The organism is Derxia lacustris (assembly GCF_002105195.1).
GTDB classification, from domain to species: domain Bacteria; phylum Pseudomonadota; class Gammaproteobacteria; order Burkholderiales; family Burkholderiaceae_E; genus Derxia; species Derxia lacustris.
Window position 1 is genome coordinate 23,677 of sequence record NZ_MUHU01000004.1, and the last position, 21,073, is coordinate 44,749.

Annotated in this window: 18 protein-coding genes; 15 read left to right on the plus strand and 3 right to left on the minus strand. The window is 70.1% G+C overall.

From position 1 onward, the window contains the following. The first annotated feature begins 6 nt into the window (after positions 1 to 6). From B9P64_RS05220 to galE, 15 genes are all read left to right on the plus strand, one after another. On the plus strand, positions 7 to 3,423 hold the full coding sequence (locus B9P64_RS05220; protein WP_235839902.1) for a methyltransferase domain-containing protein: 3,417 nt from the start codon (positions 7 to 9) through the stop codon (positions 3,421 to 3,423). A 10-nt stretch (positions 3,424 to 3,433) separates the two neighbouring features. Continuing rightward, positions 3,434 to 4,462, plus strand: coding sequence for a GHMP family kinase ATP-binding protein (locus B9P64_RS05225; protein ID WP_085315176.1), 1,029 nt, complete (start codon positions 3,434 to 3,436; stop codon positions 4,460 to 4,462). Then, complete coding sequence (locus tag B9P64_RS05230) at positions 4,459 to 5,049, plus strand: D-sedoheptulose 7-phosphate isomerase (RefSeq protein ID WP_085315177.1); 591 nt, start codon at positions 4,459 to 4,461, stop codon at positions 5,047 to 5,049. The genes B9P64_RS05225 and B9P64_RS05230 overlap by 4 nt, the downstream gene beginning before the upstream one ends. After that, on the plus strand, positions 5,046 to 5,741 hold the full coding sequence (locus B9P64_RS05235; RefSeq protein ID WP_085315178.1) for a nucleotidyltransferase family protein: 696 nt from the start codon (positions 5,046 to 5,048) through the stop codon (positions 5,739 to 5,741). Before B9P64_RS05230 ends, B9P64_RS05235 begins: the two co-directional genes overlap by 4 nt. 28 nt (positions 5,742 to 5,769) lie before the next feature. Further along, complete coding sequence (gene rfaE1 / locus B9P64_RS05240; RefSeq protein WP_085315179.1) at positions 5,770 to 6,711, plus strand: D-glycero-beta-D-manno-heptose-7-phosphate kinase; 942 nt, start codon at positions 5,770 to 5,772, stop codon at positions 6,709 to 6,711. 260 nt (positions 6,712 to 6,971) lie between these two features. Continuing rightward, entirely contained in the window at positions 6,972 to 7,109 is a 138-nt protein-coding gene (locus B9P64_RS24910; protein WP_176256728.1) for a hypothetical protein, read from the plus strand. Positions 7,110 to 7,168: 59 nt separating this feature from the next. Continuing rightward, entirely contained in the window at positions 7,169 to 8,563 is a 1,395-nt protein-coding gene (locus B9P64_RS05250) for a glycosyltransferase family 39 protein (RefSeq protein ID WP_176256729.1), read from the plus strand. A 134-nt stretch (positions 8,564 to 8,697) separates the two neighbouring features. Beyond that, positions 8,698 to 9,714 (plus strand): lysylphosphatidylglycerol synthase transmembrane domain-containing protein, encoded by a 1,017-nt coding sequence (locus B9P64_RS05255; protein ID WP_176256730.1) that lies wholly within the window; start codon positions 8,698 to 8,700, stop codon positions 9,712 to 9,714. Positions 9,715 to 9,719: 5 nt separating this feature from the next. Further along, entirely contained in the window at positions 9,720 to 11,153 is a 1,434-nt protein-coding gene (locus B9P64_RS05260) for a UbiA family prenyltransferase (RefSeq protein ID WP_139826154.1), read from the plus strand. Then, complete coding sequence (locus B9P64_RS05265) at positions 11,150 to 12,472, plus strand: FAD-binding oxidoreductase (RefSeq protein WP_085315184.1); 1,323 nt, start codon at positions 11,150 to 11,152, stop codon at positions 12,470 to 12,472. Before B9P64_RS05260 ends, B9P64_RS05265 begins: the two co-directional genes overlap by 4 nt. Continuing rightward, positions 12,469 to 13,218 (plus strand): SDR family oxidoreductase, encoded by a 750-nt coding sequence (locus B9P64_RS05270; protein WP_085315185.1) that lies wholly within the window; start codon positions 12,469 to 12,471, stop codon positions 13,216 to 13,218. Before B9P64_RS05265 ends, B9P64_RS05270 begins: the two co-directional genes overlap by 4 nt. Positions 13,219 to 13,497: 279 nt before the next feature. Then, positions 13,498 to 14,250 (plus strand): glycosyltransferase, encoded by a 753-nt coding sequence (locus tag B9P64_RS05275; protein WP_085315186.1) that lies wholly within the window; start codon positions 13,498 to 13,500, stop codon positions 14,248 to 14,250. Positions 14,251 to 14,259: 9 nt separating this feature from the next. Then, complete coding sequence (locus B9P64_RS05280) at positions 14,260 to 15,354, plus strand: glycosyltransferase family 4 protein (RefSeq protein ID WP_085315187.1); 1,095 nt, start codon at positions 14,260 to 14,262, stop codon at positions 15,352 to 15,354. After that, positions 15,351 to 16,196: a symmetrical bis(5'-nucleosyl)-tetraphosphatase gene (locus tag B9P64_RS05285; RefSeq protein ID WP_085315188.1), complete on the plus strand. Its 846-nt coding sequence runs from the start codon at positions 15,351 to 15,353 to the stop codon at positions 16,194 to 16,196. The genes B9P64_RS05280 and B9P64_RS05285 overlap by 4 nt, the downstream gene beginning before the upstream one ends. An 18-nt stretch (positions 16,197 to 16,214) precedes the next feature. Then, positions 16,215 to 17,237 (plus strand): UDP-glucose 4-epimerase GalE, encoded by a 1,023-nt coding sequence (gene galE, locus B9P64_RS05290; protein WP_085315189.1) that lies wholly within the window; start codon positions 16,215 to 16,217, stop codon positions 17,235 to 17,237. Positions 17,238 to 17,755: 518 nt separating this feature from the next. Here the strand turns inward: galE and B9P64_RS05295 are convergent. Genes B9P64_RS05295 through B9P64_RS05305 form a run of 3 tightly spaced genes read right to left on the minus strand, consistent with a single transcriptional unit; the run spans position 17,756 to position 21,064 of the window. After that, positions 17,756 to 18,877: a polyamine ABC transporter substrate-binding protein gene (locus tag B9P64_RS05295; protein WP_085315190.1), complete on the minus strand. Its 1,122-nt coding sequence runs from the start codon at positions 18,875 to 18,877 to the stop codon at positions 17,756 to 17,758. A gap of 49 nt (positions 18,878 to 18,926) precedes the next feature. Beyond that, complete coding sequence (locus tag B9P64_RS05300) at positions 18,927 to 19,760, minus strand: lysophospholipid acyltransferase family protein (RefSeq protein ID WP_085315191.1); 834 nt, start codon at positions 19,758 to 19,760, stop codon at positions 18,927 to 18,929. Continuing rightward, positions 19,757 to 21,064 carry a dihydroorotase gene (locus B9P64_RS05305; protein WP_085315192.1) on the minus strand — a complete coding sequence of 436 codons (1,308 nt, stop codon included), beginning with the start codon at positions 21,062 to 21,064 and terminating at the stop codon, positions 19,757 to 19,759. The genes B9P64_RS05300 and B9P64_RS05305 overlap by 4 nt, the downstream gene beginning before the upstream one ends. Positions 21,065 to 21,073: the final 9 nt, after the last annotated feature.

Genomic DNA, 21,073 nt, shown 5'->3' on the forward strand with positions numbered 1-21,073 from the left:
GCCGATTTGGCCCAGCCCTTGCCGTGGACCGGCGAGCGTTTTCTGCCCACGCTCGATGGGCGCATCCGCTATGAGCATTTGCATCGCTATGCCGTCTGCTCGGCATTGGCCGGTGGCAAGCGGCTGCTCGATATCGCCTCGGGCGAAGGCTATGGCTCGGCCCTGCTTGCGCAGGTGGCGGCCTCGGTCTGCGGCGTGGATATTTCAGCCGAGGCGGTGGCGCATGCGCGCGCCCAATACGGCGCGCAATTTCCCAATCTGCAATTCGTCCAGGGTTCGGCCACGGCAATTCCGTTTGCGGCGGCCGAATTCGACATGGTGGTGTCGTTCGAAACGCTGGAGCATCTGGCCGAGCAGGAGGAAATGCTGGCCGAGATTCGCCGCGTGCTCAAACCGGGCGGCCTGCTGGTCATTTCCACGCCGGATCGCGCGGTCTATGCCAGGACCGATGGCGGCCACAATCAATTCCATGTGCGCGAATTGAGCGCGGAGGAATTCCGCGCGCTACTCGACCGGCATTTCGGCCATGTGGCGCTGTACGGCCAGACCCTGGCCACGGTCGGCTGGGTGCAGCCCGAGTCCGGCGCCGAGCTGGCGCCGGCGGTCGAGACCTGGATGCCGCAGGCCGACGGCGTGCGGCGCGCGCTGCCGCAGCTGGCCGAGTGCATCTACCGCATCGCGCTGTGCGCCGACCGGCCGCTGGTCGAGCGACTCGCGCCGTCACTGTTCTGCGACCCGGCCGACGACCTGTTCCGCGCCGACATCGAGCTGCGCCGCTGGGCCTCGACCATCGACGACGAACGCGCCGCCGCCGTCGCCAGCGCCGCCGCGGCGCGCGCCGAGCTCGATGCCGGCAGCGCCCGGGCCGCGCGCAGCGATGCGCAGGTCCAGCTCGCGCAGGCCCGCGCTGCCGACCTCGAAGCCGCCGCCGCAACTGCCAGCGCGCGCGCCGCCGCGCTCGAAGCCGCCGCCGCGGCCGCCCAGGCCCGCGCCGCCACGCTCGAAGCCGCACTCGCCGCCAAGGAAACCGAATTCGAGGAACGCACTGCCTGGGCGCTCCGGCTCGACGCCGAACTCGAGCGCGCGCGCCGCCAGCACCAGGGCCAGGTCGAGCGCACTGCCGAGCTCGAAGCCCGCTTCGCGGCGCTGCTGCGCACCCGCTCCTGGCGCCTGACCCAGCCGCTGCGCGTGGCGGCCCGGCTGCTGCGCGGCGAATGGGATGCGGTGCTGCAACCGCTGCGGCCGCGCGCCCAGCGGCTGGCGCGGCAGGTCTACACCCGGCTGCCGCTCGATCACGATGCCAAGACCCGGCTGGTCGACACCGTCTACCGGCTCGGCGGGCCGCTGTTCGACGGCATCGTCCATTACGAGAACTGGAAGCGGCAGCGCGCCGCGAGCCAGCTCGCCGCGCCCGCCACCGAAGGCCCGGTCCCGCCCGACCGGCTCGCCGCCGCGCTCGCCGAGCTGCGCTTTGCCGAGGTGGCCGCGCCGGTCGTGTCCATCGTCATTCCGGCCTACGGCATGCTCGACGTGACGCTGACCTGCCTGCGCTCGATCGCCGCCCATCCGCCGGCGGTGCCGTTCGAAGTCATCGTCGCCGAGGACTGCTCGGGCGATACCGAGATCGACCGGCTCGGCGCCGTGCCCGGCCTGCGCTACGAGCGCAACCCGCGCAACCTCGGCTTTCTGCTCAGCTGCAACCGCGCCGCCGGGCTGGCGCGCGGCGACTACCTCTATCTGCTCAACAACGACACCGAGGTCACGCCGGGCTGGCTCGACGCGCTGCTCGACGTGTTTGCCAGCCGGCCCGACTGCGGCATGGTCGGCTCCAAGCTGGTCTATCCCGACGGCCGGCTGCAAGAGGCCGGCGGCATCATGTGGAACGACGGCTCGGCCTGGAACTTCGGCCGGCTGCAGGACCCGCGCGCCAGCCAGTTCAACTATCTGCGCGAGGTCGACTACTGCTCGGGCGCGTCGCTGCTGATCCGGCGCGACTTCTTCGAGCAGCTCGGCCGCTTCGACGAGCGCTATGTGCCGGCCTATTGCGAGGACAGCGATCTGGCCTTCGCGGTGCGCGCCGCCGGCAAGCGCGTGTACTACCAGCCACGCTCGGTCGTCATCCATTACGAGGGCGTCTCGCACGGCACCGATACCGGCAGCGGCATCAAGGCCTATCAGGTCGAGAACCAGCGCAAGTTCCGCGACAAGTGGGCCGAGGTGCTGGCGCGCGAGCACTTCCCCAATGCCGAGCAGGTGTTCGTCGCGCGCGACCGCAGCCGCGCCAAACCCTGCATCCTGGTCGTCGACCATTACGTGCCCCAGCCCGACCGCGATGCCGGCTCGCGCACCATGTGGCAGGTGATGGAAGTGCTGCGCTCGATGGACCTGAACGTGAAGTTCTGGCCCGAGAACCTGTGGTTCGACCCCGACTACACGCCGGCGCTCGAAGCCACCGGCGTCGAGGTCTTCCACGGCCCCGAGTACAGCGGCAATTTCGACCGCTGGACGCGTGAGAACGGCGCCCACATCGACTACGTGCTGCTGTCGCGGCCCTATGTCGCGCTCAACTACATCGACAGCCTGCGCGCCAACACCCGCGCCCGGCTGCTGTACTACGGCCACGATGTGCACCATCTGCGGCTCCAGGAGCAGATGCGCCTCACGCCCGACGACAGCGCGCTCGCCGCCGAGTACCAGCGCTTTCTCAAGATGGAGCCCGAGGTCTGGTCCCGGGTCGATGTCGTCTACTACCCGTCGGCCACCGAGACCGAGTACGTGCGCGGCCTGATCGCCGCCGCCGGCGGGCGCCAGACCTGCGCCACGCTGCCGCCCTATGCCTACACCGATGTCGCGCCCGATCCGGCCGCCAATCTGGCCGAGCGGCGCGATCTGCTGTTCGTCGCCGGCTTCGGCCATCCACCCAATGTCGATGCCGCGCAATGGCTGGTGTCCCAGGTAATGCCGCTGGTGTTTGCCGAGGCGCCCGGGGTGCGGCTGTTCCTGGTCGGCTCCAATCCGTCGCCGGCGGTCAAGGTGCTCGCGTCCGACCGCATCGTCGTGACCGGCTTCGTCACCGACGAGGCGCTGGCCGGCCATTACGCCAGCGCCCGCGCCGGCGTGGCGCCACTGCGCGCCGGGGCCGGCGTCAAGGGCAAGGTGGTCGAGGCGATGCGCTTCGGCCTGCCGCTGGTCACCACGCCGACCGGCGCGCAGGGGCTGGCGGCGGCCGAGCCGGCGCTGTTCATCGAGGAAGACCCCGAGGCCTTCGCCCGCCGCACCCTCGACCTGCTGCGCGACGATGCGCTCTGGCGTGCCCGCAGCGCCGCCGAGCAGCAGCACATCCGCGACCATTTCACCTTCGGCGCGATGCGCCACGTGCTCGAAGCGGACATGCCGCCGCCCGACCACGCCTCCCACCTCTGACGCACACACCATGCTCATCCGTGCCCGCGCCCCGCTGCGCCTCGGCCTTGCCGGCGGCGGTTCCGACGTTTCGCCCTACTGCGACCTGTATGGCGGATCGGTGCTCAACGCCACCATCGACCGCTATGCCTATGCCGTGCTGCGCACCGGCGACACCGACGGCATCCGCTTCATCGCCACCGACCAGGGCAGCCAGGTCGAACTGCCGCTCGACGCGCCGGTGGAAGTGGACGGCGAGCTGAAGCTGCACCGCGCCGTCTACCGCGAGATCGTCGAGCGCTACAACGGCGGCCGGCCGATCGCGCTCGAACTCAGCACCTTCTGCGACGCGCCGATCGGCTCGGGCCTCGGCTCGTCGTCGACGCTGGTGGTGGTGATGATTGCCGCCTTCGTCGAGCTGCTGAACCTGCCGCTCGACGATTACGAGATCGCCCATCTCGCCTTCCACATCGAGCGCGAGGTCTGCAAGCTGCAAGGCGGCCGCCAGGACCAGTACGCGGCGGCCTTCGGCGGCTTCAACTTCATGGAGTTCTATGCCGACAACCGCGCGGTCATCAATCCGCTGCGGGTGCGCGAATGGATCGTCTGCGAGCTCGAAGCCTCGCTGGTGCTGTTCTATACCGGCGTGTCGCGCGAGTCGGCCCGGATCATCGCGGACCAGAGTTCGCATGTGCAGGCCGGCTCGGCCAGCGCCATCGAGACCATGCACAAGCTCAAGGCCGAGGCGGTGCGCATGAAGGAATGCGTGCTGCGCGGCGATTTCGCCGGCATCGTCGAATCGATGAAGGACGGCTGGGAGCAGAAGAAGCGCTCCGCCGCCACCGTCTCCACGCCGCACATCGAGGAGATCTACAACGCCGCCTGCGCCGCCGGCGCGCTGGCCGGCAAGGTCTCGGGTGCCGGCGGCGGCGGATTCATGATGTTCTTCGTGCCGCCCGACCGCCGCGTGGCGGTCATCAAGACCCTCGGCCGCTTCGACGGCCAGGTGAGCAACTGCCACTTCACCGCCACCGGACGCCAGAGCTGGAGAGTCGCATGATCGAATCCATCCGCCGCCAGATCGGCGCCGCCGCCGACCATCTCGCCGCCATCCAGCGCGACGAGGCCTTGCTGGCCACGCTCGAAGCCATCGCGCGCGATTGCGTCGCCGCGCTCCAGGCCGGCAACAAGATCCTGTTCATGGGCAACGGCGGCAGCGCGGCCGATGCCCAGCATCTGGCCGGCGAACTGGTCAGCCGCTTCGAGTTCGACCGCCCCGGCCTCGCCGCCTTCGCGCTCACCACCGACAGCTCGGTGCTGACCGCCATCGGCAACGACTACGGCTACGAAAAGCTGTTCGCGCGCCAGGTGCAGGCGGTCGGCAAGGCCGGCGATGTGCTGATCGGCATCACCACCTCGGGCCGCTCGCCCAACGTGATCGCGGCGCTCGCGCTCGGGCGCCAGCTCGGGCTGCGCACGGTGGGCTTCACCGGCGCCCGGCCGGCCGCCATCGACGAGGTCGTCGACCACTGCCTCAAGCTGCCGTCCACCTGCACGCCGCGCATCCAGGAAGGCCACATCCTGCTCGGCCACACGCTGTGCAGCCTGATCGAGTCGGCGCTGTTCACGCCGCCGGCCGCCGCATGAAGGCCGTGGTGCTCGCCGGCGGCTTCGGCACCCGGCTGCGCGAGCGTGTCGCCGACCTGCCCAAGCCGATGGCGCCGATCGCCGGCCGGCCCTTTCTCGAATACCTGCTCGACCGGCTCGCCGCCGCGCATTTCAGCGAGGTGCTGCTGTCGGTCGGCTATCTGGCCAAGCGCATCGAGGCGCATTTCGGCAACTGCTATCGCGGCATGACGCTGCGCTACTCGGTCGAGGCCGAGCCGCTCGGCACCGGCGGCGCCATCGCGCTGGCGCTGGCCGACTGCCCCGACGAAGCCGTGGTGGTGCTCAACGGCGACACCTTCGTCGAACTCGACTTTGCCGACTTCCTCGCCGCCTATGCCGCCGCGCCCGAGGACGCCTTCGTCGCGCTGCGCCAGGTCGACGACGTGGCGCGCTTCGGCGAGGTGGTGGTCGAGGACGGCCGCGCCACGCGCTTCTCCGAAAAGGGCCGCAGCGGCCCGGGCTGGATCAACGCCGGCATCTATGTGCTGCGCAGCCGGGTGTTCGCGCGCCACGGCCTCGCCGGCCGCTTCAGCCTCGAATCCGACCTGCTCCAGGCCCATTGCGCCGAACTGCGCCCGCGCGTGTTCCGCACCGACGGCTATTTCATCGACATTGGCATTCCGGCCGAATTCGACCGCGCGCAGACCGAGCTGCCGGCACTCGGCCGCTGACCCGCGCGGTCAACTTCCCCTTCTCCGCATGCAGACCACCACGCCCTCCCACGACCTCGCCGCCGGCCGCCTGCTGGTGATCGGCGACGTCATGCTCGACCGCTACTGGTTCGGCGACGTCAACCGCATCTCGCCCGAGGCGCCGGTGCCGGTCGTGCTCGTCACCCGCACCGAAGACCGGCTCGGCGGCGCCGCCAACGTGGCGCGCAACATCGTCAGCCTGGGCGCCCGGGCCGAACTCGTGGGCGTGATCGGCCGCGACGAAGCCGGCCAGCGTCTGCGCGCCCTGGTCGGCGCCGGCGGCATCGCCGACAGCCTGATCGAGGACGCCGCGATGCCCACCATCGTCAAGCTGCGCGTGCTCGGCCGCCAGCAGCAGCTGGTGCGCATCGACTTCGAACGCAAGCCCGGGCACGAGGTGCTCGACGCGGCGCTCGGCGACATCGAACAGCGCATTGCCGGCGCCGACGTGGTGGTGCTGTCCGACTACGGCAAGGGCGGGCTGGCGCACATCGCGCACATCCTGTCGAGCGCGCGCGCCGCCGGCAAGCCGGTGATCGTCGACCCCAAGGGCGCCGACTACGAACGCTATCGCGGCGCCACCGTGCTCACGCCCAACCGCAGCGAGCTGGCCGAAGTGGTCGGCGGCTGGTCGTCCGAAGCCGACCTGCATGCCAAGGCCGAACGCCTGCGCGCCAACCTCGACGTGCAGGCGCTGCTGCTCACCCGCTCCGAAGAAGGCATGACGCTGTTCACCGCCGGCACGGTGCTCAACTTCCCGGCCGTCGCGCGCGAGGTGTTCGACGTGTCGGGCGCCGGCGACACCGTGGTCGCGACGCTGGCCAGCCTGGTGGCCGTGGGCGTGCCGCTGGCCGAAGCGGTGCCGGTGGCGAACCGGGCCGGCGGCATCGTGGTGGGCAAGGTCGGCACGGCGGTGGTCACGCGGGAAGAACTGTTCGCCCAGTCCTGAGCACCGCCTGAAAACAACCATCATCGGCAGACCGCATTGCGACTCCATCGTGCCGGCGCGCTCTCCGCCGTCCTCATGCCCGCGCTGAGCGCCTGCGAGCCCCGCCCCACCGACGTGGCGGCAAGGCGCCACCGACCGGTGCCGGTCGCCGCCCCGCTGGTCGTGACCGACTGGGGCCCGCGCGAAACCGTGGCCGGCCAGCGCATTGCACTGGGGCAGTTCCATGCGCTCCCGGCAAACCCGCCTGCGGAGGCGCGCCCGTGAATCCGCCCGGCCGCCGCGCCGCCCATGCCGGAGCCACGCCCCGATCTGGCAGCTGGCGCCCGTTTGCCGCCGCGCTGGCCGCGCTCGATATGTTTTGGCAGCGCGACCTGTCGGAGCCCTTCATCTACTTTTAGCTCTGACCACGAGTGCCTGTGCCCTTGCCGCAACCGCCAATTCATTCCGGAAATCCCGCATGAGCCCGCCCGGCCCCGCCAGCGCAACACCACCGTTGTCCACCCCGTTGGCGCTGCTGCTTGTCGTCGCTGTCGCGCTGGCCGGCAATCTGCTGTCGATCGCAGCACCCGGCTTCTATTCCCACGACGAACTGCAACTGCTCGATCAGCTCCGCCATACCGGCCAGCTAACCCACCTCGATCTCACCGATGTGGCAGGGCTGCGCAACGCGACCTTTTTTCGACCCATCGGCTACAGCCTGCTGGCCCGCGTGCTTGCTAGCTCGCATCCAGTGCTCGCCGGGCACTTGCTGAGCGGCCTCGCCCATGCACTTGCCGCCTGCGCGGTCTACCTTGCGACCCGGCCCTTCCTGCGCCGCGCGGCGCTGGCCGTGACCCTGCTGTTCGCCGTCAGCCCGCTCACGACGTTCTCGGTGTCGTGGGTCGTCGCCATCTACGAGCTGACCTACTTTCTGTTTGGCGCGCTGGCGCTTGCCGCCTTTTGCAGGTACTGGCGCGGTGGCCATGTGCTGCTGCTGGTTGGCGCCGCAGCCGGCACCGCGGCGGCGCTGGCCTCGAAGGAGACGGCGGTGGCGCTGCTGCCAGCCGTACTGCTGCTGGCGCTGGCAGACCGGGATCGGATGCTGCGTCCGCGCGCCGTGCTTGCACTGGCTGTCACCGCAGTGCTGGTCGGCAGCTATCTGGCCTTGCGCTTCCCCGCGCTGGCTGGCGGCGCGCGGGGCGGCGGCGGTTACGGGATCGACCCGTCGCCGGCAAATCTGGCCACGAATGCCACCACCTACCTGCTATTCCCGCTGACGCCGCGTGTCGTCGAATCGCAGACGCTCTGGCTCAGCCGCACGCCGGTGCTGCTTCTGGCGGCCGTCCTGCATGGCGGGCTGTTCGTGCTGCTGCTGCTGCGCCACCGCTGGCGCGCGCTGCTCTATCCGCTGGGCTACCTCGCGCCGCTCGGGCCGGTGCTGCTCATCTCCAAGAACGAGTCGCAATACCTGTATGCGAGCGCGGTGGCCTTCGCGCTGCTGCTCGTGCTGGTGTGGCGTGGCTGGCGAGCGTGGCCGGCGCGTGCGCTCGTGGTTCTGGCGGTCGCGATCGCCAGCCTGCACACCGGCAGGATCGGTCTCGACTTTTACGACATGGCGCAATGCCAGACCCGGCTGCTCGACGATTTCGCGCACCTCGCCGGCGCCGATCACCGCGCCGCCGATGGCAACGTGACGATCTCGGCCGAGCCAGGTTCACCCGACTGGGTGCTGGCGCGCGCCATCTTCGATCGCCATGTGCGCTTCGCCGATGGCGAATTCCCCGTGCGTGCCACGCCCCAGCCCGACGCGGCAGCATTGCGATTCAACGCCAGCTGCAACGTTTCGCTCCACGCCGCCGCGCCAGCACGCTAGTGCCGCACGATCCAGCCGCCATGCACCCGCGGCGCGCGGCACTGCTGCTACCGTTGCTGCACTGCGGCGCAATTGGCCTCACCGCAGCACATCCCAGCCTGCGCCGACCGCAGATCAAGCGAGCCACATCCCCAATGACCTCTCCCGCCACCGCCCAAGCGCCGGTCCGCTCGCCTGGACGGAACCGCCTCGCTCTGCTCCTCATCGCGGCACTGGCCCTCGCCGGCGTTGCGCTGCTGCTGGGCACACAGTCGCGCACCGAACTGGACCGTGGCTGGCAAGCGCTGACCCAGCTGCCCGCCTGGCTGGTCCTGGCCGTCTTCGCCCTCTCGCTCGGCAACTATCTGCTGCGCTATCTGCGCTGGGACGCCTATCTGCGCAGCACGGGCCATGTCGTCCCCACCGGCCGGCACTTCCTGATCTATCTGTCGGGCTTCTCGCTCACGCTCACGCCGGGCAAGGTCGGCGAGGCGCTGCGCAGCGCCTATCTGGCGCGGCTCGACGTGCCGACCAGCACCAGCCTGTCGGTGTTCGTGCTCGAACGGCTGATGGACATGGTCGCGATGCTGGCGCTGGCGCTGCCGGTACTCGGGCTCTGGAAGATGGGCGCGCTGAGTCTGGCGGCGATCGCGGTCATCGGTCTGGGCGTCATCGCGCTGCTGCGCCAGCCGGCGCTGCCGCTGCGCGCCATCGGCGCCCTGCGCGCCCAGGCCGAGCGCTCGGGCTGGCATCGCGCGCTCGGCCTGGCGCGGCTGGCGCAACGGCTGATCGAGCAGACCGGGGCGCTGGCCGGGCATCGGCCGCTGCCGATGCTGGCGCTGTCCTTCGTGGCCTGGGGCCTGGAAGGCGTCGGCCTGTGGCTGCTGGCGCACTGGTTCGCGCCCGAGGTGGCGCCGCTCACGGTGGTGGGCATCTATGCCGCGAGCGTGATCGTCGGCGTCGTCACCTTTCTGCCCGGCGGGCTGGGCGGGACCGAAGTGGCGATGGCCTCGCTGCTCGTGCTGGCCGGCGTGGCGCCGGCGCCGGCGGCGGTATGCACGCTGGTCTGCCGCGCCGCCACGCTGTGGTTTGCGATCGTGCTGGGCGTCGGCGCGATTCCGCTGCTGTCGCTGCTGGGTCTGCGCCGGCCGCCGGTTCAACCCAAGGATTGAGGATCATGTCCGAACACGCCGCCCTGCCGCTCTGTCTCGATCTCGACGGCACGCTCACCCGCACCGACACGCTGCACGAGTCGGTGCTCGAACTGCTCAAGACCCATCCGCTGCTGCTGCTGCGGCTGCCGTTCTGGCTGGCCGGCGGCAAGGCCAGCATGAAGGCGCGGCTGGCCGAGCACGCCCGCCCCGCGCCCGACGCCCTGCCCTATCGCACCGATCTCGTGGAATGGGCCCGGCGCGAGTCGGCGACGCGCCCGGTCTATCTGGCCACGGCGGCGCATCGCAGCGTGGCCGAGCCCATCGCCGCGCACCTGGGCTTTTTCAGCGGCGTGTTCGCCACCGATGGCGTGAACCTGTCGTCGCATCGCAAGGCGGCGGCGCTGTCGGCGCAATTCGGCGCGCGCGGCTTCGCCTATGCCGGCAATTCTTCCGACGATCTGGCGGTATGGGCCGAGGCCGGCGAGTCCATCGTGGTCGAGGCGCCGGCGGCCGTCACCGCCAAGGCGCGCGCCGCCGGCACGGTCGCGCAGGAATTCGACAACCGGCCGGCCTCGGCGCTGACGCGGCTGCGCCTGTGGGTAAGGGCGCTGCGGCTGTACCAGTGGGTGAAGAACCTGCTGATCTTCCTGGCGCCGCTGGCCGCGCATGTGCTCGACAGCCGGACCACGCTGCTGCAATGCCTGGTGGCCTTCGCGGCCTTCGGCTGCGCCGCCTCGTCGATCTATCTGGTCAACGATCTGCTCGATCTGCCCGCCGACCGGGCCCATCCGCGCAAGCGGCTGCGGCCCTTCGCCGCCGGCGATCTGCCGGTCATGGCCGGGATGCTGGCGGCGCCGCTGGTGGCGCTGCTGGCGATCGGGCTGGGCGCGCTGGTCGGCCCGCGGTTCCTGGTCGTGCTGCTGATCTATCTCGTCACCACCACGGCCTATTCCACGCTGCTCAAGCGCAAGCTGTTCGTGGACGTGGCGACGCTGGCGGCGCTGTACACGCTGCGCGTGGTCGCGGGCGCGGCGGCGGTCGGCGTGGCGCTGTCGTTCTGGCTGCTGGCGCTGTGCGCCTACGGCTTTCTGAGTCTGGCGCTGCTCAAGCGCTATGCCGAGCTGGTGCTGATGACGGCGGCGGGCAAGACCACGGTGGCCGGGCGCGCCTACGGTCCCGGCGACACGCCGGTGGTGCTGGCGCTCGGCGCGGCAGCCGGCATGGTCGCCACCTTCGTCACCGCGTTCTACATCGACAGCCAGACCGCGCATGCGCAATACCGCCATCCCGAATTCCTGTGGAGCCTGGTGGCGCTGATGACCCTGGGCCTGGGCCGGATCTGGCTCAAGGCCGGGCGCGGCGAGATGCATGACGATCCGATCGTCTTCGTGGCCCGGGATCGCTTCTGCCTGACGCTGGTCGGGCTGGGCGTGCTGGCCTCGATGCTGGCCACATGAGCGCCGGCCAGCGTTCCTGGGGCCTGCCCGGGCCGTTCCAGCATCGACTGACGCTGCCGGCCTCGCGGGTCGGGCTGGCACTGCCGGCCGGCCGGCCGCTGCTGGCCGCCGGCAATGGCCGCAGCTACGGCGACGTGGGCCTGAACGAGGGCCACGATCTGGTGGCGATGCGCGGCCTCGACCGCTACCTCGGCTTCGACGCCGACAGCGGCGTGCTGGAGTGCGAGGCCGGCACGCTGCTGTCCGACATCGTCCGCGACTTCCTGCCGCGCGGCTGGTTTCCGGCCGTGGTGCCGGGCACGCGCTTCGTCACCGTGGGCGGCGCCATCGCCAACGATGTGCACGGCAAGAACCATCACGCGGCCGGCAGCTTTGGCGACCATGTGCTCGGCCTGCGCCTGCTGTGCTCCGACGGCGCCTTCGACTGCTCGCCCACGCATCATTCGGCGCTGTTCCGCGCGACGCTCGGCGGGCTCGGGCTGACCGGGCTCATCGTCACCGCACGCCTCCGGCTCATGCCGGTGGACAGCGGCTGGATGTCGGTGCGCTCGACCCGCTTCGCCACGCTGGCCGAATTCTTCGCGCTCAATGCCGAGCGCGAGCGGCAGTTTCCGTACACGGTGTCGTGGATCGACTGCCTGTCGGCACGCGACGGCGCGCTGCGCGGCGTGTATCTGGCAGGCCGCCATGCCGGCCGCGACGAACTGGCCGGCCGGCCGACGCTGCCGCCCGCGCCGCGCAGTCGCGGCGTGCCGTTCACACCGCCGGTCTCGCTCATCAACCGGCTGTCGCTGCGCGCCTTCAACGCCGCCTACTACGCACGCTCGCGCGATGCGGAGGGCGCGATCCAGAGCGTGTACGAGTACTTCTGGCCGCTCGACGGACTGCTGGAATGGAACCGCATCTACGGCCGGCGCGGCTTCTACCAGTACCAGTGCGTGCTGCCACCCGCAGCCGGTCCGGCCGCCACGCAGGCGCTGCTCGACAGCATCGCGCGCAGCGGCCAGGGCTCGTTTCTGGCGGTGCTCAAGACCTTCGGCGACCGCAGCGCGCCCGGCCTGCTGTCGTTCGCGCGGCCCGGCGTCACGCTGGCGCTCGACTTTCCCAACCTCGGCGCCAGCACGCTCGACCTGTTCCGGCGCCTCGATGCGCAGGTGCTGGCGGCCGGCGGCGCGCTCTATCCGGCCAAGGACGCCGCCATGTCGCCCGCAATGTTCGCGGCCGGCTACGGCGCGCGGCTCGAAGCGTTCGCGCCCTGGCGCGACAAGGCCTTTTCTTCCTCGTTCTGGCGCCGGGTAATGCCGGCGGAAACCGCATGACTCGTGTCGTGATCGTCGGCGCAACCTCGCGCATCGCCGAATGCTGTGCCCGGCTCTGGGCCGCCGAAAAAGCCCATCTCCTGCTCGCCGGCCGCGATCTCGCGCGGCTCGACGTCATCGCGCAAGACTTGCGCGTGCGCGGCGCCAGCTCGGTCGAGGTGGCCGGCTTCGACGCCGAGCAGCCCGACCTGGCTGGCGCCGCCGACGCCATCGCGGCGCAATCCTTCGCCCGGCTCGGCGGCGTGGACGTGGTGCTGATCGCCCACGGCTGGCTGCCCGATCAGGCCGCCTGCCAGCACAGCCTGGCCACCGCGCGGCGCGCGCTCGACCTCAACGGCAGCTCGGCCTGCCTGGTGGCCGAAGCCTTCGCGCAGCGGCTCGAACCGCTCGGTGCGGGAACCATCGCGGTGATCGGCTCGGTCGCCGGCGACCGCGGCCGCCAGTCCAACTATGTCTACGGCGCCGCCAAGGGCCTGGTCACGCGCTACTGCGAAGGTTTGCGCAACCGGCTGCACCGGGCCGGCGTCAAGGTGGTGCTCATCAAGCCCGGCCCCACCGATACGCCCATGACGGCCGAATTCCGCGCCCGTGGCGCCCGGCTGGCCGCGCCCGAAGCCGTGGCCAGCAGCATCGTCGACGGCGTGCGCAGCGGCCGAGCGGTGGTCTACGCCCCGGGCCTCTGGCGGCTCATCATGCTGGTGATCCGGCACATCCCCGAGTTCGTGTTCGTGCGCCTCAAGCTCTGACGGCGCCAACCTCGGCCAAAACAGACCGGGCGCCGGGTTACGGCCGGGCGCCAGCCAGCAAAATCCGCCAGCGCGCCGGGCGCTGCGCGGCTTGGCACGCGACATCGCATTGCACTTCATGACATCGCTTGCACCCGCCCGCCCGAGGCCTTTCGGCCTAGCCCCACTGGACAGCAGGGCAATATTTGTGCATTGCAACATGCCCACCTAGAATCCGTTCAACATCCCGAAACCAATCAGCAAGGACGCCGGGCGGAACTTTCGCCAGCCTCAATCCACATGCGAACCACGCTTTCCATCGTCAGCCACGGCCAGGGCCTGCTCGCTCAGCGGCTGCTCGACCAGATCGCCGCGCTCGACGATGCGGGACTCGCGCGGATCGTCGTCACGCGCAACCTGCCCGAGGCCTGGACACCGCGCTTCGACCGCGACGATGTGGCGCTCGACATCGTCGACAACCCGGCGCCGCGCGGCTTTGCCGCCAATCACAACGCCGCCTTCGCGCATTGCGATACCGAGCTGTTCTGGGTCATGAATCCGGACATCCGGCTGGTCGGCAATCCGCTGCGGGCGCTGGTCGCGGCGTTTGCCGCCGACCGCCAGCTCGGGCTCGCCAGCCCGGTGGTGCTCGAACCCGACGGCCGGCGCGCCGATTTCTTTCGCGCCCTGCCCACGCCGCTCGACCTGTTTCGGCGCTGGGGCCTGGGTCTGCGCACGGCGGTGCCGGCCGCGCCCTGCTGGATGGCCGGCATGGCGATGGCGGTGCGCGCCAGCGCGTTTGCCCGCGTCGGCGGTTTCGACGAGGGCTATTTCATGTACTGCGAAGACTTCGACCTCTGTGCCCGCCTGCGCCTCGCCGGTCTGGGCATCGGCGTGGTCGAACCCGCCGAGGTCATCCACGACGCGCGGCGCGACAGCCACCGCTCGCCGCGCCGCCTCGCCAACCATGTGTTCAGCCTGCTGCGCATGTGGACCACGCCGGTGTTCTGGCGCTACGGACGGCAGCTTGCCCGGTCCGGCCAGCACGGCTGAGGAGCGCCCATGTTCTCGTTCGGCATCGCCTACATCGTTTCGCTGATCGTCGGTTTCATCATCCTGCGGCTGGCCGCGCGGCTGACCCACAACGGCCTGCTCGACCACGATCTGGCCGGCGTGCAGAAGCTGCATCGCGCGCCGGTGCCACGGGTCGGCGGCATCGCGATCTTTCTGGCGGCGCTGGTCGGCGCGGCCGCGATCGAGCTGCACAACCCGGTGACGGGCGGGCTGATCCTCGGGCTGTTCGGCTGCGTGCTGCCGAGCTTTCTGGGCGGCGTCGGCGAGGACATCACCAAGCGCATCTCGCCGCGCTGGCGGCTGGTGTGCATGGCCATTTCCTGCGCGCTGGCCTGGTGGCTGCTCGATCTGCGCATTCCGCGCGTCGACATCGGCTGGCTCGATGCGGTGATCGCCTGGCCGGTCGCGGGCTTTGCGCTGACGCTGCTGGCGCTGCTCACCATCACCAATGCGGTCAATCTCATCGACGGGCTCAACGGGCTGGCCGGCGTGGTGACGGCGGCGATGTTCGTGGCGCTGGCGGTGGTCGGCTGGCGCGTCGGCGATCCGTTCATCGTGTCGGGCGGGCTGCTGATGGCCGGCGCGATCTTCGGCTTCCTGTTCTGGAACTGGCCGCGCGGCAGCCTGTTCCTGGGCGATGGCGGCGCCTACTTCCTCGGCTTCGTGCTCGGCGCGATGTCGATCCTGCTGGTGGCGCGCAATCCGCGCGTGTCGGCCTGGTTTCCGGTGCTGCTGCTCTGCTATCCGCTGACCGAGGTGGCGTTCTCGGTCTACCGCCGGCGCGTGGTCAAGGGCGCCAATCCGCATCTGCCCGATGCCTCGCATCTGCATCAGCTCATCTATCGCCGGCTGGTGCTGCCGCCCGAGCTGGCCGGCGACGCGCTGGTGTGCCAGCGCAGCAATTCGCTCACCGCGCCCTATCTGTGGGTGCTGTCCTGTCTGGCGGTGGTGCCGGCGGTGCTGTTCTTCGAAAGCGGCATGGCGCTGGCGGCCGGCGCGCTGGCCTTCGTGCTGACCTATGTGTGGCTATACTCGCGCATCGTCCGGCTGCGCGCACCGGGCTGGCTCAGAATGCGGCGATGACGCCCATCATTGCCTTCGGCGACCTGCAGGGTTGCCGCGCGAGCCTCGACTCGCTGCTCGATCACATCTCCCAATCTCCCGACGCGCCGCCCGATCCGCAACTGTGGTTCTGCGGCGATCTCGTCAATCGCGGTCCCGATTCGCTCGGCACGCTGCGCCGGGTGCGCAGCCTTGGCGAGCGCGCGGTCGCGGTGCTCGGCAATCACGATCTGCATCTGCTGGCAGTGGCCGCCGGCGTTCGCAAGCCCGGGCGCGGCGACACGCTGGCCGACATCCTCGCCGCGCCCGACCGCGATGAGCTGCTCGACTGGCTGCGTCACCGCCCGCTCGCGCATTTGCAGGACGGCCATCTGCTGGTGCATGCCGGCGTGCTGCCGCAATGGACCGCCGCGCAGACCGTCGAACTCGCTTCCGAATTGCAGGATCGGCTGCGCGGGCCGGACTGGCGCGACTTCCTCGCTTTGCTGTTCGGCAACACGCCGGCACGCTGGGACGACTCGCTGCGCGGTCCCGACCGCTGGCGGGTGATCGTCAACGCGCTGACGCGCATGCGCTTCTGCACCGCCGACGGCACGATGGACTTCGCAAGCAAGGACGGCACGGGCGCTCCGCCCGCCGGCCACTTCGCCTGGTTCGATGTGCCCGGACGGCGCAGCCGCGATGTCACCGTCGTGACCGGGCACTGGTCCACGCTGGGCCTGCGCCTGTCGCCCGAACATGTTGCACTCGACACCGGCTGCATCTGGGGCGGCAAACTCACGGCACTTCAGCTCGCTGGCGACCCTGCCGCGCGCCGGCTCTGGCAGATCGACTGCCCGCAGGCGCAGCGCCCCGGAACCTGACTCCTCATAGGCCACCACTTGACCCAGAAGACCATCCTCGTCACCGGCGGCGCCGGCTACATCGGCTCGCACACGGTCGTGGCGCTTGAAGCTGCCGGCTATCGCGCCGTCATCCTCGACAACTTCTGCAATGCCCATCCGGGCGTGCTGGCGAGGCTCGAAGCCATCACCGGCACGACCATCGCGCTGGAACGCGGCGATGTGCGCGACGCCGCCGCGCTCGACGCGGTGTTCGCCAAGTACGCGGTCGATGCCGTCATCCATTTCGCCGCGCTCAAGGCGGTCGGCGAATCGGTGCAGAAGCCGCTGGAGTACTTCGACAACAACATCTTCGGCAGCACCCAGCTGCTCAAGGCGATGCAGCGCGCCGGAGTGAAGAAGTTCGTCTTCAGCTCGTCGGCCACCGTCTACGGCGACCCCGAATCGGTGCCCATCGACGAGAACTCCAAGCTCTGGACCATGAGCCCCTACGGCCAGACCAAGCTCTACACCGAGGAGCTGCTGCGCGACTGCATGACCGCCGACCCGAGCTGGCGCATCGCGATCCTTCGCTACTTCAACCCGGCCGGCGCGCACGAGAGCGGCACCATCGGCGAAGACCCGTCGGGCATCCCGAACAACCTGTTCCCGTACATCACGCAGGTGGCCGTGGGCCGGCGCGAAAAGCTCGGCGTGTTCGGCGGCGACTATCCGACACCCGACGGCACCTGCGTGCGCGACTACATCCATGTGGTCGATCTGGCCGAGGGCCATGTGAAGGCGCTCGACTACCTGTTCGCCAAGGACAAGTCAGTGACCGTCAACCTGGGCACCGGCGTGGGCTACAGCGTGCTCGACTGCATCAACACCTTTGCCAGCACGACCGGCCGGCCGGTGGCCTACGACATCGTGCCGCGCCGCGCGGGCGATGTGCCGGCCTGCTATGCGCGGGTGGATGCGGCGCGCGACCTGCTCGGCTGGACCGCGCAGCGCAATCTGGAAGACATGTGCCGGGATGCGTGGCGGTGGCAGTCGGGGAATCCGAACGGCTACGCCGGCTGATGTTTTTTAGGCCGCAGGACCGGAGGCGGCCGGAAGCGATGGCCCGCCGACTGGCTGCGGCCCGCTGCGCGTGCTGCCCTCGCGCCGGGCTTGTCGCCGGGCCGGGCCGCCAACTCGGGGGCTTCGCCCCCTCAGACATGCGGCCCTGAACGCCTGCGGCGTTCGCCCGGCGCCAAGCCCGGCACTCGGCTGGCCAGACGGCGGGCCATCGCTTCCGGCCGCCTCCGGTCCGAACCTTCACTGCCGCTGAATGAACAAGGGCCGCGATTGCGGCCCTTTGTGTTTGTGTCAGCTCCGTCCGTGCGGCGCCCCGAATCTTCCAAGGCACCGCGTCCAAGCATCTGCGGCAATCACACCCAGCGCAGCGCCTGCATCACAGCCCCAACAACCTTTGCCGATTCACGAGGACCGGGGCTGGCCGGGATGGCCGCCGCGCCCGGGAAGCCCCCGCCACGCGGGGGCCGCCGCCAGCGGGCGCCGCGGCCATCCCGGCCAGCCCCGGTCCGCTGCCAAAAAAATCAGCGCCCCGACTTGAAGCTGGTGAACAACCGCGTCTGCACCCGCCGGATGTCCTGGCTCACCGTGTCGGGCGCCACCATCTTCTTGGTGTCCTCCGGGCTCAGGAAGATGGTCTTGTTCTCGCCCACGTTCTTGGTCACGAACTTCAGGCTCGCCGCATTCGGGTTGGCGTAGAAGACCTTGTTCGTGATGCCCGCCACCACCTCGGCGCGCAGGATGTAGTTGATGAACAGATGCGCGTTCTTGGGATGCGGCGCATCGGCCGGGATCGCCATCGTGTCGAAGAACAGCGTCGCGCCGGTGCTCGGGATCAGCGCGCGGATGCTCTGCCCGTTCTTGGCCTCGATCGCACGCTGGCGCGCAATGTTGATGTCGCCCGAATAGCCCATCACCGCGCACAGCGAGCCGTTGGCCAGATCGTTGATGTAGCCCGACGACGAGAACAGCGTGACGTAGGGCCGCACGCTCTTGAGCAGCTTGGCGCTTTCCTGATAGTCGGCCTCGACGCCGCTGTAGGGCGGCTTGCCCGCATACAGGTTGGCAACCGGGAACACCTCCGACGCTGAATCCAGAAAGCTCACGCCGCAGCTCTTGAGCTTGCTCGCGTACTTGGGGTCGAAGATCAGGCTCCAGGCGTTCTCGGGCATGGGCAGGTCGCCGAGCGCCTTCTTCACGCGGGCCTCGTTGATGCCCACCGTCACATAGCCCCACATCCAGTCGACGAGGTACTTGTTGTCCGGATCGACCTTGGCCAGCTGCTCCAGCAGCGCCTTGTCGAGGTTGCCCCAGTTGGTCAGCAGCGACTTGTCGAGCGGCTTGAGCAGGCCGCCTGCGATGTACTGCTTGGCGAACACCGAGCCCGGCACCACGATGTCGTAGCCGGTCTTGCCGGCGCGCAGCTTGGCTTGCAGCACCTCGTTGCTGTCGTAGTTGTCGTACCGGACCTTGATGCCGGTTTCCTTCTCGAAGTTGGCGATGGTGTCGTCCGCGATGTAGTCGGACCAGTTGTAGATGTTCAGTTCCTTGGGCTCGCCGGTGTCGGCGGCCTGGGCCGGAGCGGTGAACACGGCAGCCAGCGCAAGCGCGGCGCCGACGGCGAAGCGGGACGGATTGACGGACATGGCGGATTCCTCGGACGGGTTGAGCGGTGCGGAGAAGCGATGAACGGGATCAGCCGGCGCAGCCCAGCGCCGCGGCGATGGCGGAGCGCGTGCGCTCGGCCAGTTCGTGGCGGGTGAGCCCGGCCGAGGCGATGGGAGCCAGCGCGATCAGCTCAGCCTCGATGCCCGGCGTGCCGAGCACCGCAAACGCCGACTGGCCCAGGCTGATGTCGCCGCAATAGGCGGTCACGCCGGTCGGCTGGCCGCGCAGCCGGTAGCGCAGCGCCACCGGCTGTACCGGCGCACCGGCCTCGATGGCGGCCTGGAGCAGGTTGGCGTGGAAGGGCAGCAGCGTGCTGCCGTCGCCGGTCGTGCCTTCGGGAAACACGGTGCAGCTTTCGCCGCCGCCGAGCGCGATGGCCACGCGCCGGATCATCGCGTGCACCGCATGGCGCTTGCCGCGCTCGATGAACAGCGTGCCCATGCGCTTGGCCATCGCGCCGATTAGCGGCCAGTCGCCGACCTCGCTCTTGGACACGAAATGCGTCGGATGGAGCGCCGCCAGCAGCAGGATGTCGAGCCAGGAGACGTGATTGGCCAGCACCAGCGCGCCGGCAAAGCCTGGCGCCGTCTCGGGCGCGATGCGGGCCGGCAGCCGGCGCACGCCGCAGGCGACCAGCATCAGCCGCGACCAGCGCGTCATCGCGAAATCGCGGCCGCCCTTGCCGATGACCGGAAACAGCAGCAGCTGCACCGCAAAGCCGCCGACCAGCGTGGCGACGGCGGCCGCGATGCGCAGCCGGATGCGGATCTGCGGCAGCAGTCCGGGCGGCGGCAGCGGCACCGCAATGTCGGGGCTGACCGGCACGCGGGCGGCGCTGGCGTCCGACGGCTGCGCGCTCATGCCGCCGCGACTGCCGCGCGCTGATAGGCCACGTCGCCGGCGACCAGCGTCCAGACCACCTCGCCTTGCAACTCGTGGCGCAGGAAGGGCGTGTTCTTGCCCAGGCTGGCGATGCGCGCCGGCTCGACCTTCCACCAGGCCTCGGGGTCGTAGACGCAGACGTCGGCCACGGCGCCCGCGCCGAGCGTGCCCGCGCCCTGGGCCAGCGCCGGCGCGCCGACGATGGCCGCCGCGCGCTGGGTGATGAGCGCAATCGCCGCCGACGCCGGCTGGCCGGCTTCGCGCGCCCACTTGAGCGTGAGCGGCAGCAGCAGTTCGAGGCCGGTCGCGCCCGGGCTGGCCTGATCGAAGGGCAGCAGCTTCTCGTCGTCGTCGACCGGGCAGTGGTCGGAGCAGATCGCGTCGATGGTGCCGTCGGCCAGCGCCTGTTGCAGCGCGGCGCGGTCGCGGCCCGAGCGCAGCGGCGGCTCCAGCCGGTACATCGGGTCGAAGAAGCCGATGTCGACATCGGTGAGATGGACGTGGTTCACGCTCACGTCGGCCGTCACCGGCAGCCCTTCGGCGCGCGCGGCACGCAACAGCTCGACGCCGTTGGCGCTGGAGATGCGACACAGATGCACGCGGCAGCCGGTGATGCGGATCAGCTCGAAAATGGTGTGCAGCGCAATCGTCTCGGCCGACACGCCGATGCCCGCGAGCCCCAGCCGCGCCGCCACCGCGCCCGAATGCGCCACGCCGCCCTTGCCCAGCCAGGCATCCTGCGGCCGCAGCCACACGGTGTAGCCGAAGGTGTGCGCGTACTGCATCGCGCGCAGCAGCACCTGGGTGTTGGTGACCGGCACATCGGCCTGGCCAAAGCCGATGCAGCCCGACTGCGTGAGTTCGGCCATTTCGGTGAGCACTTCGCCCTTCAGCCCCAGCGTCAGCGCGCCCTGCGGATACACATGGCCCTGACGCAGCCGCTCGGCGCGGAACTTGAGCATTTCGACCAGCCCGGGCTCGTCGAGCGCGGGATCGGTGTCGGGCGGGCAGACCAGCGTGGTCACGCCGCCGTGCATCGCTGCCTTCAGCTCGGATTCGAGCGTGGCCTTGTATTCATAGCCCGGCTCGCGCAGTCGCGCGCACAGGTCGACGAGGCCGGGCACCACCACCAGGCCGGCGGCATCGAGCACGCGGTCGGCGGCAAAGCCGTCGGGCGCCGCGCCGATGGCCGCGATCCGGCCGTCGGCGATGAATACATCGAGCACCGCATCCACGCGGTTGGCCGGGTCGATCACGCGCCCGCCCTGGATCTTGATTTTCATGGAGTGACC